Annotated in this window: 9 protein-coding genes; 4 read left to right on the top strand and 5 right to left on the bottom strand. The window is 75.6% G+C overall.

Annotated features, from left to right (window positions below; all coding sequences use genetic code 11):
* The first annotated feature begins 99 nt into the window (after positions 1-99).
* Positions 100-2,700 (top strand): SpoIIE family protein phosphatase, encoded by a 2,601-nt coding sequence (locus E9549_RS05140; protein WP_236825468.1) that lies wholly within the window; start codon positions 100-102, stop codon positions 2,698-2,700.
* 12 nt (positions 2,701-2,712) lie between these two features.
* Here E9549_RS05140 and E9549_RS05145 read toward each other — a convergent pair whose 3' ends face one another.
* Entirely contained in the window at positions 2,713-4,422 is a 1,710-nt protein-coding gene (locus E9549_RS05145; RefSeq protein WP_236825469.1) for a DEAD/DEAH box helicase, read from the bottom strand.
* A gap of 63 nt (positions 4,423-4,485) precedes the next feature.
* Here E9549_RS05145 and E9549_RS05150 point away from each other — a divergent pair, with 63 nt between their 5' ends.
* Positions 4,486-5,904, top strand: a complete 1,419-nt coding sequence (locus E9549_RS05150) for an amidase (protein ID WP_236825470.1) — start codon at positions 4,486-4,488, stop codon at positions 5,902-5,904.
* 67 nt (positions 5,905-5,971) lie between these two features.
* On the opposite strand, the gene E9549_RS05155 is transcribed toward E9549_RS05150, so the two are convergent.
* The 4 genes from E9549_RS05155 to E9549_RS05170 form a co-directional block, all read right to left on the bottom strand.
* Positions 5,972-7,357, bottom strand: coding sequence for a glucose-6-phosphate dehydrogenase (locus E9549_RS05155; RefSeq protein ID WP_236825471.1), 1,386 nt, complete (start codon positions 7,355-7,357; stop codon positions 5,972-5,974).
* Entirely contained in the window at positions 7,354-9,213 is a 1,860-nt protein-coding gene (locus tag E9549_RS05160; RefSeq protein WP_236825472.1) for a glycoside hydrolase family 15 protein, read from the bottom strand. Before E9549_RS05160 ends, E9549_RS05155 begins: the two co-directional genes overlap by 4 nt.
* A 250-nt stretch (positions 9,214-9,463) precedes the next feature.
* A complete protein-coding gene (locus E9549_RS05165; protein WP_236825473.1) occupies positions 9,464-14,485 on the bottom strand; it encodes an NAD-glutamate dehydrogenase in 5,022 nt (1,673 codons plus the stop codon).
* 46 nt (positions 14,486-14,531) lie between these two features.
* Positions 14,532-14,903, bottom strand: a complete 372-nt coding sequence (locus E9549_RS05170; protein ID WP_236825474.1) for a phage holin family protein — start codon at positions 14,901-14,903, stop codon at positions 14,532-14,534.
* A 114-nt stretch (positions 14,904-15,017) separates the two neighbouring features.
* Between E9549_RS05170 and E9549_RS05175 the strand changes: the two genes are divergently transcribed.
* Both E9549_RS05175 and E9549_RS05180 read left to right on the top strand, forming a co-directional pair.
* Positions 15,018-15,473 carry a hypothetical protein gene (locus tag E9549_RS05175; protein WP_236825475.1) on the top strand — a complete coding sequence of 152 codons (456 nt, stop codon included), beginning with the start codon at positions 15,018-15,020 and terminating at the stop codon, positions 15,471-15,473.
* Positions 15,474-15,597: 124 nt separating this feature from the next.
* A complete protein-coding gene (locus E9549_RS05180) occupies positions 15,598-16,803 on the top strand; it encodes an ATP-binding protein (protein ID WP_236825476.1) in 1,206 nt (401 codons plus the stop codon).
* Positions 16,804-16,811 lie beyond the last annotated feature (8 nt).

Raw genomic sequence — 16,811 nt, forward strand, 5'->3', positions numbered from 1 at the left:
AACCTGCCCGCCGTGACATAACTGCTGGGACCCGGCGCACCCGAACCACGCGGCGCCCGGGCATCTCGCATCCGGCGACCGCCGGGCAGGAAGGCTTCGGTGGACGGAACGGACCGCACGGTCGACGCGGGACCGAGCCTCGGCGAGCGGTCCGCAGCCGAGCTCAGGCTGGACCCCACCCGGGTCGAGGCCGCCCGCCGCATCCTGCCGACCGCGGAGCGCCCCGGGCTGGACCGGCTCGCCGAGCTCGCCGCCCGCCTGCTCGGTACCAGCGGCAGCCAGGTCTCGCTCCTCCTCGACGTCCAGCTCGTCGCCGCGGGGACCGGCGCGGCGGCCGTCGGCACCACCGGGCCGCTCGAGGAGTCCCTCTGCACCGTCACCGCGGCCCTGCCCGCCGGTGAGGCCCTCGTGGTCCCCGATGCCCGGGCCGACGAGCGCGTGCGCGACCTCCCGCCGGTGCGGGCCGGCGTCGTGGGCTCCTACCTCGGCACCGTGCTCTCCGACTCCGCGGGCACACCCGTCGGCGCGCTCTGCGTCTTCGACCCGGAACCGCGCCCCTGGGCGAGCTCGGAGATCGCGACGCTGCGCCAGCTCGCCGCCTCGGTGATGACCGAGCTGCAGCTCGCGGCGCTGCTGCGCCGGTCCGAGGACGACCGCATCCGGTGGGAGCTGGCCACCGGGGCCGGCGGCGTCGGCACCTGGGACTGGGACCAGTCGACCGGTGAGCTGGCCTGGGACGAACAGCTCATCGCGATGTTCGGCTACGGCAGCGACGACTTCGGGCGCACCATCGACGCCTTCAACGCGCGCCTGCACCCCGAGGACGCCGAGTGGGTCGGCGAGGCGCTGCAGCAGGCCGTCGACACCGGCGGCGAGTACGACGCCACCTACCGCATCGTGCGCCCGGACGACGAGACCCGCTGGATCCACGCCCGCGGCCGCGCGCTGGTCGACGGGGAGGGGCGCACCACCCGCATCCTCGGCACCGCCTACGACGTGACGGGCGAGCGGGAGGAGGCCAGCCTGGTCACCCGGGTGCTCGAGGCCATGCCCGCCGGCTTCTACAGCCTCGACCGCGACTGGCGGTTCACCTACGTCAACGCGGTGGCCGAGAAGCTGCTGCAGACCACCCGGGACGAGCTGCTGGGACGGGAGCTCTGGGAAGCCTTCCCGGACGCGGTGAACAGCGTCTTCGAGGACCGCTACCGCGAGGCGGTCCGCACCGGCGAGCCGGTCGCGTTCGACGCCTACTACCCCGCACCGCTGGACGGCTGGTACGAGCTCCGGGCCTGGCCCAGCCCCGACGGCCTCTCGGTGTACTTCCTCGAGGTGACCGAGCGGCGGCGGGTGCAGGAGGAGGCCGAGCGGGTGGCGCAACGGCTCGCCCTGCTGGCCAGCGTCAGCGCCGGCCTCGCCGGCCCGCTGGACCAGCACGGCGCGATGCAGCACCTGCCCCAGCTCGTCGTCCCGGCGCTCGCCGACTTCTGCATCGTCACGATCGTGGACGGCGACGGGCGCGCCCGCGACGTCGGCTCGTGGCACGCCGACCCGGAGCTGCGCCCGGTCCTGGAGCGCTACACGGAGGTCCGGCTGGACACCATGCCGCCGGACTCCCCCGCCGCCGTCTCGCTGCGCACCGGGGAGCAGCGGCGCAGCCTGGGCTCCGCGGTGCTGGACATGCTGCCCCCGGGCGAGTCCCGCGACCTGCTGACCCGCCTCGATCCGCGCGAGGCCGTCGTCCTGCCCATGCGGGGGCGCAACCGCACGCTCGGCCTGCTCACCGTCTACTACTCCCGGGCCACCCCGACCCGTGCCGAGGACCTCGTCACCGCGCAGGAGGTGGCCGACCGCGCCGGGCTGGCGCTGGACAACGGCCGCCTCTACAACGCCCAGCAGCAGCTCGCCGAGGGCCTGCAGCGCAGCCTGCTCACCGAGCCGCCCGAGCCCGACCACGCCGAGATCGCGGTGCGCTACCTCCCCGCCGCGGAGGCCGCCCGGGTCGGCGGTGACTGGTACGACGCCTTCCTGCAGCCCGGGGGCGCGACGATGCTGGTGATCGGCGACGTCGTCGGGCACGACACCGAGGCCGCGGCGGCCATGGGGCAGCTCCGCGGGCTGCTGCGCGGGGTCGCCACCTACAGCGACGCGGGCCCGGGCGAGGTGCTGCGCGGGCTGGACGCCTCGATGACGACGCTGCAGATCACCACCATGGCCACCGCCGCGGTGGCCCGGCTGGAGCAGACGCCCGACGAGGTGCAGCAGGGCGTCACGCGCCTGCGCTGGGCCAACGCCGGGCACCTGCCGCCGCTGATCCTCACCCCGGCGGGCCAGGTGGCCGAGCTCGGCGAGTGGACCGGTGACCTGCTGCTGGGCGTCGACCCCGGCACGCAGCGGCGCGAGTCGGTCGCCACGCTGGAGCGCGGCTCGACGGTCATCCTCTACACCGACGGCCTCGTCGAGCGCCGCGACTCCGACCTCGACGAGGGCATCCAGCGGCTGCGCTCGGCGGTGGTCGAGCTCGCCGACCTGCCGCTGGAGGACCTGCTCGACGAGCTGCTCGACCGGCTGGTGCACGGCCACCCCGAGGACGACGTCGCCCTGGTCGCCGTCCGGCTGCACCGGCAGGACCGGCCCCGGCCGCCCGAGGCCGGACCGGCCCGCGTGCCCCCCACCGTGCCGCGGGACCCGGCCCAGGGCTGAGCCGCGCGCCGGTCAGCGGCCGCGGTCGCGCCGCACCTGGGCCTTGCGCCCCTTGATCATCGTGGCCCGCAGCGCCTGCACGACCTCGTCGGCGGCCGCCTCGGGCACCTCGACCAGGGCGAACCGCTGGTGGATCTCGATCGACCCGACGTCGCGCCCGGTGAGCCCGGTCTCCCCCGTGATGGCGCCGACCAGGTCGCCCGGGCGGATGCCGGCGTCCCGGCCCACTCCCACGAAGAGCCGGGCGGCCGGGCCGCCGGGCCGTCCCGCGGGCCGGCCGGGCCGTTCGTCGCGCCGGCCGCCGTCGCGTCCGCCACCGGCCCGCCCGCCGTCCCGCTCGGGGCGGAAGGAGACCTGCGGGATCTCCTCGTCGTCGTCCACCGGGCCGGTCGCCTCGTGGGCGAGCTTCACCGCTGCGAGCGCGACCTCGACGAGGTCGAACTCGTCGGTGAGGGTCTCGACGACGACGCGGAAGCGGTCCAGGTCGTCGGTGAGCAGGCTCTCCCGCAGCGCGGCCCGCGTGAGGTCGAGCCGGCGGGCCCGGAGGTCGGCGACCGTGGGCACCTTCTCCACGGGGATCGGCGCGCCGGCGACCCGCTCGATGGTCTTGAGCATCCGGTGCTCGCGGGGCTCGGCGAGGGTGATCGCCACGCCCTCGCGGCCGGCCCGGCCCACCCGGCCGATGCGGTGGACGTAGGACTCCGGTGCCGAGGGGACGTCGTAGTTGACGACGTGGGTGAGCGTCTCGACGTCCAGCCCGCGCGCCGCGACGTCGGTGGCCACCAGCAGCTCCGCCGTCCCCCCGCGCAGCCGCCCCATGACCCGGTCGCGCTGCTCCTGGCTCATGCCGCCGTGCAGCGCCTCGGCCCGGTAGCCGCGGCCGTTGAGCGTCTCGGTGAGCGAGTCCACCTCCTCGCGGGTGCGGCAGAACACGATCGCCGCCGTCGGCGCCTCGACGTCGAGGATCCGGCCCAGCGCGGCCGGCTTGGCGCCGCGGGGCACCACGTAGGCGGTCTGCCGGATGCGGGGCGCGGTCCCCGGCGCCGCCCGCTCCCGGGCGATGGTGATCCGCACCGGGTCGGAGAGGTGGCGGCGCGCCAGCGCGTCCAGCCGGCGCGGCATGGTCGCCGAGAAGAGCACCGTCTGCCGCTGCTCCGGCGTCGCGTCGAGGATCGCCTCCAGGTCCTCGGCGAAGCCCATGTCGAGCATCTCGTCGGCCTCGTCGAGCACGACGGTGGCGATCCCGTCGAGGCGCAGCGCGCCCCGGTTGAGCAGGTCGAGGGCCCGGCCGGGGGTGGCGACGACGACGTCGACACCCGACTCCAGCGAGCGCAGCTGCCGCACGATCGGGGCGCCGCCGTAGACCGGCAGCACGCGGGCGCCGAGGTCGCGGCCGTAGCGGTGCAGCGCCTCCGACACCTGCACGGCGAGCTCCCGGGTGGGCACCAGCACCAGCGCCACCGGCGGGCGCTCGGTGCGGTGGGCGGGCATCCGCTGCAGCACGGGCAGCGAGAAGGCGGCGGTCTTGCCGGTGCCGGTGGCGGCCTGGCCCAGGAGGTCTCGCCCCTCGGCCAGCGGCGGGATCGCCTGCTGCTGGATGGGCGTGGGCTCCTCGTAGCCGAGGGCGGAGAGCGCCCGCAGCAGCTCCGGGCGCAGGCCGAGCTCGTCGAAGGTGGCGCCCTCGAGGGTGGGGTCGCCGGCGGGGGCGTGGTCCTCGGTCATCGCGGTCCATCGTTCCCCCCGGCCGGCGACGACGCGCGCCCGGGCTTCTGGCAGGCTGCCGGGGTGACCGCCGACGACGACCTCTGCACCCGTCCCGCGACCGAGCTCGCCGCGCTGGTCCGCGACCGCGAGGTGTCGGCGCGCGAGCTGCTGGAGGCGCACCTGCGCCGCATCGAGCGGCTGGACCCGCAGGTGAACGCCGTCGTCACCCTGGACGCCGAAGGGGCCAGGGCGGCCGCGGACGCCGCCGACGCCGCCCAGGCCGCCGGCCGGCCGCTCGGCCCCCTGCACGGGCTGCCGGTCGCCCACAAGGACACCCACGCCACCGGCGGCATGCGCACCACCTGGGGGTCACCGCTGCACGCGGAGACCGTGCCGGACGCCGACGAGCTGGTGGTGGCCCGCCTGGTCGGGGCCGGGGCGGTCCGGGTGGGCAAGACCAACGTGCCCGAGTTCGCGGCCGGCTCGCACACCTTCAACCCCGTCTTCGGCGTGACGCACAACCCCTACCGGCACGGGCTCTCCGCGGGCGGCTCCAGCGGTGGGGCGGCGGCGGCCCTGGCGGCCGGGTTCGTGCCGGTCGCCGAGGGCAGCGACATGGGCGGGTCGCTGCGCAACCCGGCCGCGTTCTGCAACGTCGTCGGGCTGCGGCCCACCCCGGGCCGGGTGCCCACGTGGCCCGCCCCGATGGCGTGGTCGCAGCTGTCGGTGCAGGGCCCGATGGGCCGCACGGTCGCCGACGTCGCGCTGCAGCTCTCGGTGATCGCCGGCCCCGACCCGCGGGTGCCGATCGCGCTCTCCGACGACCCGTCCGGCTTCGCCGCGCCGCTGCCCGAGCGCCTCGACGGCCTCCGCGTCGCGTGGGCGCCGGACCTGGGTGGGCAGGTGACCGTGGACCCGGCCGTCACCGCCGTCCTCGCGCCGTCGGTCGCCGTCTTCGAGTCGCTGGGCGCCACGGTGGAGGAGGCCTGCCCCGACCTCTCCGGCGCGGACGAGGTCTTCGGCACCCTGCGGGCGTGGCTGTTCGACGCCGCGTTCAGCGAGCTCGCGGCCCGCCACCCCGACCAGGTGAAGGCGTCGATCCGCTGGAACGCCGAGCTCGGTGCCGAGCTCACCGGGGCGGACCTGGCCCGCGCCGAGCAGCTGCACACGAAGCTCTACGAGCGCATGGTCGCCTTCTTCGAGCGGTACGACGTGCTGCTCGCGCCCACCACGCAGGTGCTCCCCTTCCCGGTGGAGGTCGAGTACCCGACCGAGATCGCCGGCGTCCACCAGGAGAACTACCTGGAGTGGATGCGCTCGTGCACGGTCGTCTCGGCGACCGGCTGCCCTGCGCTGTCGGTGCCGGGCGGCTTCACCGCCGACGGGCTGCCGGTCGGGCTGCAGGTGATCGGCCCCCCGCGGGCCGACCGCCGGGTGCTGGAAGTGGGCCACGCCTTCGAGCAGGCGACCCGCTTCGGTGAGCGCCGCCCGCCCCTCTGACCCGTTCTACGGCTCTCTAGCGTCGGAGCTAGAGAGCCGTACACGGCCCTCGACGGCGTCCTCCCTCTCAGGTGCCCTGATCGTGGCCAGGGGTGGGGCCGTCGGAGCCGGCTCGGTACTCCAGCAGCGGCACGTCGCCCGCGGCCCACGCCGCGAGGATCGGTTCCACGATCCGCCAGGACTCCTCGGCCTCGACGTCGCTGATGCCCAGCGCCGCCTCGCCGGCGAGCAGGCCCTTCAGCAGCAGCCCGTAGGCCGAGAGCGCCTGCGGTGGGAGCTGCGCGGCCAGCGTCCGCCGCTCCAGGTCGAACGGGTCACCGGCGCCGTTGAGGTTGACCTCCAGGCTGATCGCGTCGGGGTCCAGCCGCAGCCGCAGCACGTCCGGTTCGGGGTGCGCCTCCCCCTCCTGCCGCCCGAACGCCAGGTGCGGCACCGGGCGGAAGCGCAGCACGATCTCGTGCCGGTCGGCACCCAGCGCCTTGCCCGACCGCAGCCGGAAGGGCACGCCGGCCCACCGCCAGTTGTCGACCTGCACCGTGTACTCGGCGTAGGTCTCGGTGCCGCGGTCGGGGTGGACGCCGGGTTCGGCGGTGTAGTCGGGCAGGTCCCGCGCCCCCACCCGGCCCGCGGTGTAGCGGGCGCGCACGGTGTCCCGGCGCGGGTCGTCCGGCGAGCGGACGGCGCGCAGCACGTCGGCCTTGCGGGCGGCGAGGCCGCGGGCGTCCAGGGCGGCCGGCGGCTCCATCGCCACCACGGCCAGCACCTGCAGCAGGTGGTTCTGGAGCATGTCGCGCAGCGCGCCCGCGGTGTCGTAGTAGCCGGCCCGCCCCTCCAGGCCGAGGGTCTCGTCGAAGACGATCTCCACCTGCTCGACGTGCTGGGCGTTCCACACCGGCTCGAAGACCCGGTTCGCGAACCGCAGCCCGAGGATGTTGAGCACCGTCTGCATCGCCAGGAAGTGGTCGGTGCGGAAGACCTGCTCCTCCGGCACCAGCCGGTGCAGCACCTCGTTGAGCGCCTGCGCGTCGGCCAGGTTGCGGCCGAAGGGCTTCTCGACGGCGACGACCGCACCCTCGGGCAGCCCGACCTCGGCCAGCGCCTCGAGCGTGGGCAGGAAGACGGTGTTGGGCAGCGCCAGGTAGACCACCGGCACGCCCCCGGCGCGGGCCAGGCCCGCCCGGAGGTCGGCGGGGACGGTCACGTCCCCCTGCCGGTACCCCAGCCGGCCGACCAGCCGCTCGCGGGCCGGCTCGGGCACGTGCGCCGCGTGCTCGGCCAGCCGGTCCCGCGCCCAGCCGCGGTACTCCTCGTCGGTCCAGTCCTCCCGGCTGACCGCCACCACCGCGGCCGGCTCGGCGGGGCCACCCGCGGCGGCGAGCTCGGCGAGCCCGGGCAGGAGCAGCCGGCCGGTCAGGTCCCCGGTCCCGCCGAGGACGACGAACGAGCGGGTCACCGTGCCGCACCTCCCCCCGCCGCGGCCGTGGCCCGGGCGAGGTTCCAGCCGCTGGCGATCACCCCCACGTGGCTGAACGCCTGCGGGAAGTTGCCCAGGAAGGCGCCGGTCGACGGGTCGACCTCCTCGGCGAGCAGGCCCAGCTCGGTGGCCCGGCCGCAGAGCGAGTCGTACAGGGCGTGCGCCTCGTCGAGCCGCCCCTGCCCCGCCAGGTTGTCGACCAGCCAGAAGCTGCACAGCAGGAAGGCCCCCTCGGTGCCCTTCAGGCCGTCGGGCGACTCCTCGTGCAGGTAGCGGTAGAGCAGCCCGTCCCCGGCGTCGAGGTGCCGCCGGACGGCCTCGGTGGTCGCGACCATGCGGGGGTCGTCCGCCGCGACGACCCGGCGCAGCGGCAGGCTGAGCAGCGAGCCGTCCAGCCCGCCGCGGTCACCCCCGCCGGGCGGGGCGAGGTGCTCGGTGAAGGTGCCGCGGTCGGAATCCCACGACTGCTCCAGCAGGGTGCGGTGGATCCGGTCGGCCTCGGCCCGCCACCGCTCCCGGGGGTGCGGGAGCCCCAGCAGGTCGGCGATCCGCAGCGCCCGGTCGACGGCGACGTGGCACATCGCGACCGAGTAGGTGAACGGCCGCCCGGCGTCGCGGATCTCCCAGATGCCGTGGTCGGGTGTCCCCCACCGGGAGATGGCCTGCTCGGCCAGGGCCTGCAGCGAGATCCACAAGGGCTCGCTCACCTCGCCGCCGCCGCGCACCCACTGGTAGGCGACGTCGAGCAGCTCCCCGTAGACGTCGTTCTGCACCTGCCGGGCCGCGCCGTTGCCCCAGCGGACCGGGGAGGAGCCGCGGTAGCCCGACAGCGTGGCGTCCAGCCACTCGGTCGCCGGCGGCTCCCCGTCGAGGGAGTACATGATGTCGACCCGGCCGCGCCGCTCGACGTTGCGCAGCGTCCAGGCCAGGAAGGCGTAGGACTCCTCGCCCATGCCGATGCGGTTGAGCGCGTAACCGGTGAAGGCGGCGTCGCGCACCCAGGTGTAGCGGTAGTCCCAGTTGCGCTCCCCGCCGATGCCCTCGGGCAGCGAGGAGGTGGCGGCGGCCATCACCGCCCCGGTGGGCACGTGGTCGAGGAGCTTCAGCGTCAGCGCGGAGCGCCGCACCAGGTCGCGCTGCGGGCCCTCGTAGGCCAGGCAGCCGGCCCAGTCACGCCATGCCGCCGCGGTCTGGTCGACCAGCCGCTGGGGGTCGTGGCGGGCGCGGGTGTGGGTCTGCCCCGACCACTGGAGGGTGACGGTCAGCCGCTCCCCGGCCGCCAGCCGCGCCCGGCCGGTGATCGCGCCGTCGCCGCTGAGCGTCAGCGGGTGCGAGCACCACAGCAGCAGGTCCAGGTCCGGGCGGGCCGGCCAGCGGATCCGCCAGGCCTCGAGCTCCGAGCGCACCTGGACGCCGTCCTTCGGGGCCAGCCGGACCTCGACGTCGACGGACCCGGAGAGCACCCGGGCGGTGCGCAGGACCTCACCTCGCCCGGCCGGCACCGGCTCGGCGAGGTCGGCGCCCGACCGCAGCGGCAGGCAGTCGGTGAGCTCCAGGACGCCGCCGTCGCAGTGCAGCTCGGTGACCAGCACGCCGGTGTCGGGCAGGTAGCGCTGCGCCGCCTCCCGCAGCCCGGCCGGGGTCACGGCGAACGTCCCGCCGCGCCGGGCGTCGAGCAGCCCCGCCACGAACGGCTCGCCGTCGAACGTCGGCAGGCAGAGCCACGGGATCGAGCCGTCCCGGGCGACCAGCGCGCAGGTGACGCCGTCCCCGATGAGCCCGTGGTCCTCGATGGGCAGGTAGCCGTCGGTGCGGTGGAGGGGGCGGAGCGGCACGGGCGGTCCTCGCGTCGGGGGCAGCGGTCCCCAGCACCCTGCCCGCGCACGGGCCCGCCAATCCCGGCCGCACGTGACGGTCCTGCGACTGGCCTGTTCTACGGCTCTCTACGGTCGGGGCTAGACGGCCGTATGGCCACCCGGATGCGCACTGCTTGCGGTAGCCGCCCGCCACACCCGATCGAGATCCGCGAAGCCGGGTCATCAACCCCTCGATGGGCACGACGTCGCCGATCTCGCGGGGAAGGGCTCACGTCCCCTCCGGGCGCGGGAGCCGCCGGGCCCGGCGGCGCTTGCGCAGCCCGCGGAGGGTCCGGACGGCGACCAGCAGCTCGGCGAGCTCGTGGCGCTCCCCCGCGGTGATGTCGGCCAGCTGGGCGGCCGCGCGGCGCTGCGCGGGGTCCCAGCCCTCGGCCCACCGGCCCACCAGGCCACCGGGCTCCTCGTCGTCGCCGGTGCGCAGGCTGAGCACGTCCTCGGTGAGGGAGGACTGCTCCATCGCCAGGTCGTCGCGCAGCGACGCCCGCGCCATGGAGGGCCAGCGCCGGTCCCGGGGCAGGGCGAGGACCTGCTCGCGCAGCGTCACCAGCCCCAGCCGCTCGGCCAGCCCCTGCATCACCTGGCCGGCCAGGGTGACCGGCGCCCCGGTCCGCTCGGCGACCACCGCGAGGTCCAGCGCGGCCGGCAGCAGCGGCGCCGAGGCCACCCGTGCGGCGAGCTCCGCGGGCAGGCCGGCCTCCTGCAGCCGGGCGGCACGCGAGGCGTAGGCCTCCGCCTCGCCGCCGAGCAGCCAGCCGGGGAGCCCGGCCTCCACCGCGGTGACCGCCGGGGCGAATCGGTCGACCACCTCCGCCAGCGGCGGCGGGTGCTCGGCGGTGAGTTCCGGCTGGCGCAGCAGCCAGCGCGCCGCCCGCTCGGCCAGCCGGGTGGCCTCCGTGCGCGCCTCCACCTGCGCGGCGGCCGAGACCTGGTTGTCCAGCGGGCGGACGGCGTCCCACATCCCGTCGACGCCGAACACCGCGCGGGCCACCGCGTGCGCGCGGACCACCGCCGGCAGCGGCACCCCGGTCTCCTCCGCGAGCCGGAACAGGCCGGTGACCCCGGCGATGTCGACCGCGCGGTTGGTCAGCACCGTCGCGATGATCTCGCGGCGCAGCGGGTGGCTGGTGACCGCGGCGGGGAACCGGCCGCGCAGCGGGCCGGGGAAGTAGTCGACCAGCAGCGCCTCCAGCGCCGGGTCGTCCGGCAGCGGCGAGGCCAGCACGGCGTCGCCGGTCTCCAGCTTGGCGTAGGCCAGCAGCACCGACAGCTCCGGGCTGGTCAGCGCGTGCCCGTCGCGGCGGCGCTCGGTGAGCGCGCGGTCGTCGGGCAGCGCCTCCACCGCCCGGTTGAGCCGGCCGGTGCGCTCCAGCGAGCGGATGAACCGCTCGTGGGAGTCCATCAGGCTGCGCGCGGCCGCGGCCTCGCCGGCGAGGGTCGCGTTCTGCGCGTGGTTGTGCGTGAGGACGGCGGCGGCGACGTCGTCGGCCATCTCGCCGAGCAGCGCCGCGCGCCCCTCGGCGTCGATCCGCCCCTCGTCGACCACCCGGTTCAGCGCGATCTTGATGTTGACCTCGTGGTCGGAGGTGTCCACGCCGGCCGAGTTGTCGATGGCGTCGGTGTTCACCCGGCCGCCGGCGAGCGCGTACTCCACCCGGCCGCGCTGGGTCAGGCCGAGGTTGCCGCCCTCGCCCACGACCCGCGCCCGCAACTGCCGGCCGTCGACCCGCACGGCGTCGTTGGCCTTGTCGCCGACCTCCAGGTGGCTCTCCCCGGCGGCCTTGACGTAGGTGCCGATGCCGCCGTTGAACAGCAGGTCCACCGGGGCGAGCAGCACCGCGCGGATCAGCTCCACCGGGCTCAGCGAGGTCACCCCGCCGGGCAGCCCGAGAGCGGCCCGCACCTGCTCCGACACCGGCACGGTCTTGGCCGTCCGCGGCCACACCCCGCCGCCCTCGCTGATCAGGGAGGTGTCGTAGTCGGCCCACGAGGAGCGGGGCAGCTCGAACAGGCGCCGGCGCTCGGCGAACGACGTCGCCGCGTCGGGGGTGGGGTCGACGAAGACGTGCCGGTGGTCGAAGGCGGCGACCAGGCGGATGTGCTCGCTGAGCAGCATCCCGTTGCCGAACACGTCGCCGGACATGTCGCCGATGCCGGCGACGGTGAAGTCCTCCTGCTGCACGTCGACGTCGAGCTCGCGGAAGTAGCGGGTCACCGACTCCCAGGCGCCGCGGGCGGTGATGCCCATCGCCTTGTGGTCGTAGCCGACCGAGCCGCCCGAGGCGAAGGCGTCGCCCAGCCAGTAGCCGCGCTCCAGCGCCACCTCGTTGGCCAGGTCGGAGAAGGTCGCCGTCCCCTTGTCGGCGGCGACGACGAGGTAGCTGTCGTCGCCGTCGTGCCGGACCACCTTCTCCGGCGGGACGACCGCGCCGTCGACCAGGTTGTCGGTGAGCGACAGCAGCGCGCCGACGAACGACCGGTAGCAGGCCTGCCCCTCGGCGAGCACCTCCTCGCGGGAGGCGGGGTGGGTCGGGGAGTCCGCGGGCGGCCGCTTGACGACGAAGCCGCCCTTGGCGCCGGTGGGCACGATGACCGTGTTCTTGACCATCTGCGCCTTCACCAGGCCCAGCACCTCGGTGCGCAGGTCCTCCCGCCGGTCGGACCAGCGCAGCCCGCCGCGGGCCACCTTGCCGAACCGCAGGTGCACGCCCATGACGCGGGGCGAGCTGACCCACACCTCGTGCGCCGGGCGCGGCTCGGGCAGGTCGGGCACCTCGGCCGGGGCGAGCTTGAGCGCCAACGGGGTCGGCCGCTCCGGGGTGGAGGCGTAGTACGTGGTCCGCTGGGTGGCGGTGACCGCGGCCAGCAGCGAGCTGAGGACGCGGTCGGCGTCGAGGGAGGCGACCTCGCCGATCGAGCGCTGCAGCGCCGCGACCAGGTCCGCCTGCCGGGCGTCCCGGCCGGTCACCCGCCCCGGCGAGAAGCGCGTCTCGAACAGCGCCACCAGCCGCGCGACGACGCCGGGGTGCGCGGCCAGGGTCTGCTCGACGTAGGCCTGGCTGAAGGGCAGCCCGGCCTGGCGCAGCCACTGCACGTAGGCCCGCACGACCGTCACCTGCCGCCAGTTCAGCCCGGCGAGCACGACCAGCGCGCCCAGCCCGTCGTCCTCGGCCTCCCCGCGCCAGACCGCGCCCACGGCCTCGGTGAACCGCTCGGGCAGCGAGCGCAGCAGCGGTAGCTCGACCGGCGGGACGGCGACGCCGAAGTCGTAGATCCAGGTGGGCGGCGCCCCGATGCGGTCGATCTCGTAGGGGCGCTCGTCGACGACGTCGACGCCCATGTTCTGCAGCATCGGCAGGATCTGGGAGAGCAGCAGCCGCTCGCCGACCCGGTAGACGGTGAGCCGGCGCTCCCCCGCCGACCCGGCGGCGGGTGTGGACAGCCGCAGCGCCAGGTCACCGGGGGCCAGCCCGTCCAGGCGCACCAGGTCCTCGACGGCGCGCTGGGCGCTGAAGTCCTCCTGGTAGGCGGCGGGGAAGGCGTCGGCGATCCGCGCGAACACCTTCTCGGCGTCGGCGCCGAACCGGGCGGCCAGCGCGTCGGAGAGCTCGTCGGTCCAGCTCCGGGCGGCGGCGGCGAGCTCGGCCTGCAGCGCCTCGACGTCGACGTCGACCTGCTGCTTCGCCCCCTGGCGCCCCACCGGGGGCCGCACGACGAAGTGCAGCCGGGCCAGCACCGACTCGGTGGACCGGGCCGTGAACTCGATGCTGGTGCCGCCCAGCCGCTCGAGCAGCAGCTGCTGCATCGCCACCCGGACCTCGGTGGTGTAGCGGTCCCGCGGCAGGTAGACCAGCGCCGACCAGAACCGGCCGGTGGGGTCCCGGCGCAGGAACAGCCGGGTCTGCCGCCGCTCCTGCAGGTGCAGCACCGACATCGCGACCGGCAGCAGCTGGTCGGCGCCGACCTGCATCAGCTCGTCGCGGGGGTAGGTCTCCAGGACGTCGAGCAGCTCCTTGCCGGTGTGGCTGTCGGCCGGCACGCCGGAGCGTGCGATGACCTCGCCGACCCGGCGCCGCACCAGCGGGACGTCGAGCACGCTGGTCGTGTACGCCGACGTCGGGAACAGGCCCACGAACCGGCACTGCCGCCGCGTCCCGTCCCGCCCGTCGGGCAGGGTGACGCTCACCAGGTCCAGCCAGGCCCGCCGGTGCACCGTCGAGCGGCTGTCGGCCTTGGTGACGGTGAGCAGGTGGTCGACCGGGGCGCTCGCGGTCTCCGGCGTGCTGCCGGACGTGCCGCCCATGCCGGTGTCGCTGCGGAGCACCCCGAGCCCGGTGCCCGCCACCGGCTGGACCGCCGGGCGGTCCGGGTCCTCGGAGAGGGTCACCTCGCGGGCCCCGAGGAGCACGAAGTTCTCGTCGGCCAGCCAGCGGAGCAGCGCCGCGGCCTCGGCCGGGTCGTCGGCGGCGTCCCCGACGTCCGCCGGGGCGCCGGGGCGCTCCTCCACCCGGGCGGCGAGCGCCCGCAGGCGGTCCCGCATCCGGCCGGCGTCCTCGTGCACCGCCCGGACGTCGTCCAGGACGGTGCGCAGCCCGGCCACCAGGTCGTCGGCGGCCTCCGCGTCCAGGGGGCCGTCGAGCACGATCGCCATCCAGGACTCGGCGAGCGCGTCGGCGCCGCAGGAGGCGGCGTCCCCGCTGTCGCAGAAGGTGAGCACCCGCCCGCGGACGTCCCGGCGCAGGACCAGCACCGGGTGGACGACGTGCTCGAGCGCGAACCCCTGCCGCGTGACCTCCGCGGTGACCGAGTCGACGAGGTAGGGCATGTCGTCGGTGACCAGCCGGATCACGGTGCGGCCGGCCCCGCGGCCGCCCGGGACGCCCCGCACGTCGACGGTCGCGGCGCCGGGCGGGCGGACCTCGGCCAGCGCCAGGTGCCCCAGGGCGAGCGCGGCGAGGTCCGCGGGGTCGGTGCCGAGGACCTCCTCGGCGGGCTCGCTCCAGTAGTAGCGCCGGAAGAACGCCGGGACGTCGCCGGCGGTGCACCCCTGGGGGAGCGCCGCCGCGCCGCGCTCGGCCTCGGTGACGGCCAGCTCGGCCGCCTTCCGCAGCAGCTGCTTCTTCTCGTCGCGGCCGGCCTCGAGGGCGGCGAGCTCGGTGAGAGAGCCGCTCGAGGGGCCGCCGTCCCGGTCGCGCACCGGGGTCCCCGGGGCGACGCCGGTGTCACTGGCCATGTCGGGCCACGCTACTGCCCGCTGAGACCAGCGTCACGGTGACGCCTCAGCGGTCGAGGAGCTGGTCGGCGATCCAGCCGACGACGGCGAGGATGAGCCCGCCGATCACCGCGGTGCCGAAACCGTCGATGGTGAGCCGGTCGGTGATCGCCGCGGTCAGGCCGAGCAGCGCCGCGTTGACCACGAGCAGGAACAGGCCGAGCGTGAGCAGCACGAACGGCAGGGAGAGCAGCCGCAGGACCGGCCCGACCAGGGCGTTGACCACACCGAAGATCAGCCCGATCCACAGGTAGCTGCCGTACTCCCCCAGCGGCCCGTCGGGGTTGGGCAGCACCTCCAGCCCGGGGAGCACGTCGAAGTAGGTCAGCCCGTAGAAGGCCGCCGCGAAGATCACGACCTTGAGCAGGAACTTGATCACGTGCCGACGCTAGCCCCGCTGCGCGCCCCATCGTGGGATCTGACGCCGTCTGCCGCCGTCTAGACCCTGGGCTAGACAGTGGCAGATCACCGTCGACGCACGCAGAATGCCGTCGTGACGAGCGCGGAGGAGCCGCTCGCGATCCGGCTGCCGCCCTGGGTGCGGACGCTGGGTCCGGTGCTCCTCGCCCTGTGGCTGGCGGAGGTCGTCCTGCGCCACCAGGCGTGGGGGCGGTCCCTGGTGCCCGTCGTGGTCCTCACGGGCCTCGTGGCGGTCGTCGTCGGCCGGATGCTGTCCTGGAGCGTCGTCGGGAGCGCGGACGGACGGCTCACGGTCCGCAACACCTGGTCCACCCGGACCTTCCTGCGGGGGGAGATCACGGCCGTCGGGATCGACCGGGCCGGTCGCCCGGCGCGCGGCTGGGCGGTGTTCCTGCTCCTGGACGACGGCACCCGCCACCGGCTGGACGTCACCGAGGCACCCTTCTTCGGCCCCTCCCACGACACGCTGGAGCGGCAGGCCGCCGCGGTGCGGGCCTGGCTGGACGGGCGGGCGCACGCGCACCTCTGACGCCCGCGGGCCCGCTCGCCGCCTCGTGCGGACCGGGCGGGCGGCGACCGCCGCGGCCGACACGCCATCGGCACTTCTACGGATCTCTACGACGGGCGCTAGAGATGCCCATACGGTGCGATGCATGGATCCCGTCCGGAACCCCTACGCCCCGGGTGCCGGCCAGCGCCCGCCCGAGCTGGCCGGCCGCGACGACGAGCTGCAGGCCTTCGACGTCGTCCTCGAGCGCATCGCGCGCGGCCGCCCGGAGCGGTCCCTGGTGCTCACCGGCCTGCGCGGCGTCGGCAAGACGGTGCTGCTCAACCAGCTGCGCTCGGCCGCCATCACGCGGGGTTGGGGCACCGGCAAGATCGAGGCGCGGCCCGAGCAGTCGCTGCGCCGGCCGATCTCCTCCGCGCTGCACATGGCGCTGCGCGAGCTGGGCCCGCGGCACGGCGACCAGGAGTCGGTGGCCGAGGTGCTGGGGGTGGTGAAGGCGTTCGCCCAGCGGGGGTGGGTGGGTTCCGACGGCACGGTGGCCAAGGTGCGCGACCGCTGGCAGCCGGGCATCGACGTCCCCGCCGCCACCGGGCGGGCCGACTCCGGCGACATGGAGATCGATCTGGTCGAGCTGCTGAGCGACGCCGCCGGGGTGGCCGCCGACATCGGCAGCGGGATCGCCCTGTTCATCGACGAGATGCAGGACATCCAGCCCGACGACGTCTCGGCGATCTGCGCCGCCTGCCACGAGCTCTCGCAGCAGGGTGCGCCGCTCATCGTCGTGGGCGCCGGGCTCCCCCACCTCCCGGCCGTCCTCTCGGCGTCCAAGAGCTACTCGGAGCGGTTGTTCCGCTACCTGCGCATCGACCGGCTCGAGCGCGCCGCCGCCGACCGGGCGCTGCTCGCCCCTGCCGAGCGGGAGGACGTCACCTTCGAGCCGGCCGCCCTCGACGCCCTCTACGAGGCGGCCGACGGCTACCCCTACTTCGTGCAGGCCTACGGCAAGGTCACCTGGGACGTCGCGGCCTCCTCCCCCATCACCGCCGCGGACGTCGCCATGGCGGCACCGGTCGCGGAGGCCGAGCTCGCCGTGGGGTTCTTCGGCTCGCGCTACGACCGGGCCACCCCCGCCGAGCGGGAGTACATGCACGCGATGGCGGAGCTGGGCGGGCCGGGCGGCGCGGCGGTCGCGACCTCCGAGGTCGCGGTCTCGCTGGGGCGCAAGCCCGCGTCGCTGTCCCCCGCCCGTGACTCGCTGATCAAGAAGGGGCTGGTCTACTCCGCCGAGCGCGGCCAGATCGCGTTCACGGTGCCGCACTTCGGCCGGTACCTGCTGCGCCACCCCGACTGAGGGAGGAC

It is taken from the genome of Blastococcus sp. MG754426, assembly GCF_021699055.1.
Lineage (GTDB): Bacteria > Actinomycetota > Actinomycetes > Mycobacteriales > Geodermatophilaceae > Blastococcus.

Coding starts and splice junctions, on each gene's coding strand:
- E9549_RS05145 (WP_236825469.1), bottom strand. CDS start 4,422: ATGACCGAGGACCACGCCCCCGCCGGCGACCCCACCCTCGAGGGCGCC.
- E9549_RS05165 (WP_236825473.1), bottom strand. CDS start 14,485: ATGGCCAGTGACACCGGCGTCGCCCCGGGGACCCCGGTGCGCGACCGG.
- E9549_RS05180 (WP_236825476.1), top strand. CDS start 15,598: ATGGATCCCGTCCGGAACCCCTACGCCCCGGGTGCCGGCCAGCGCCCG.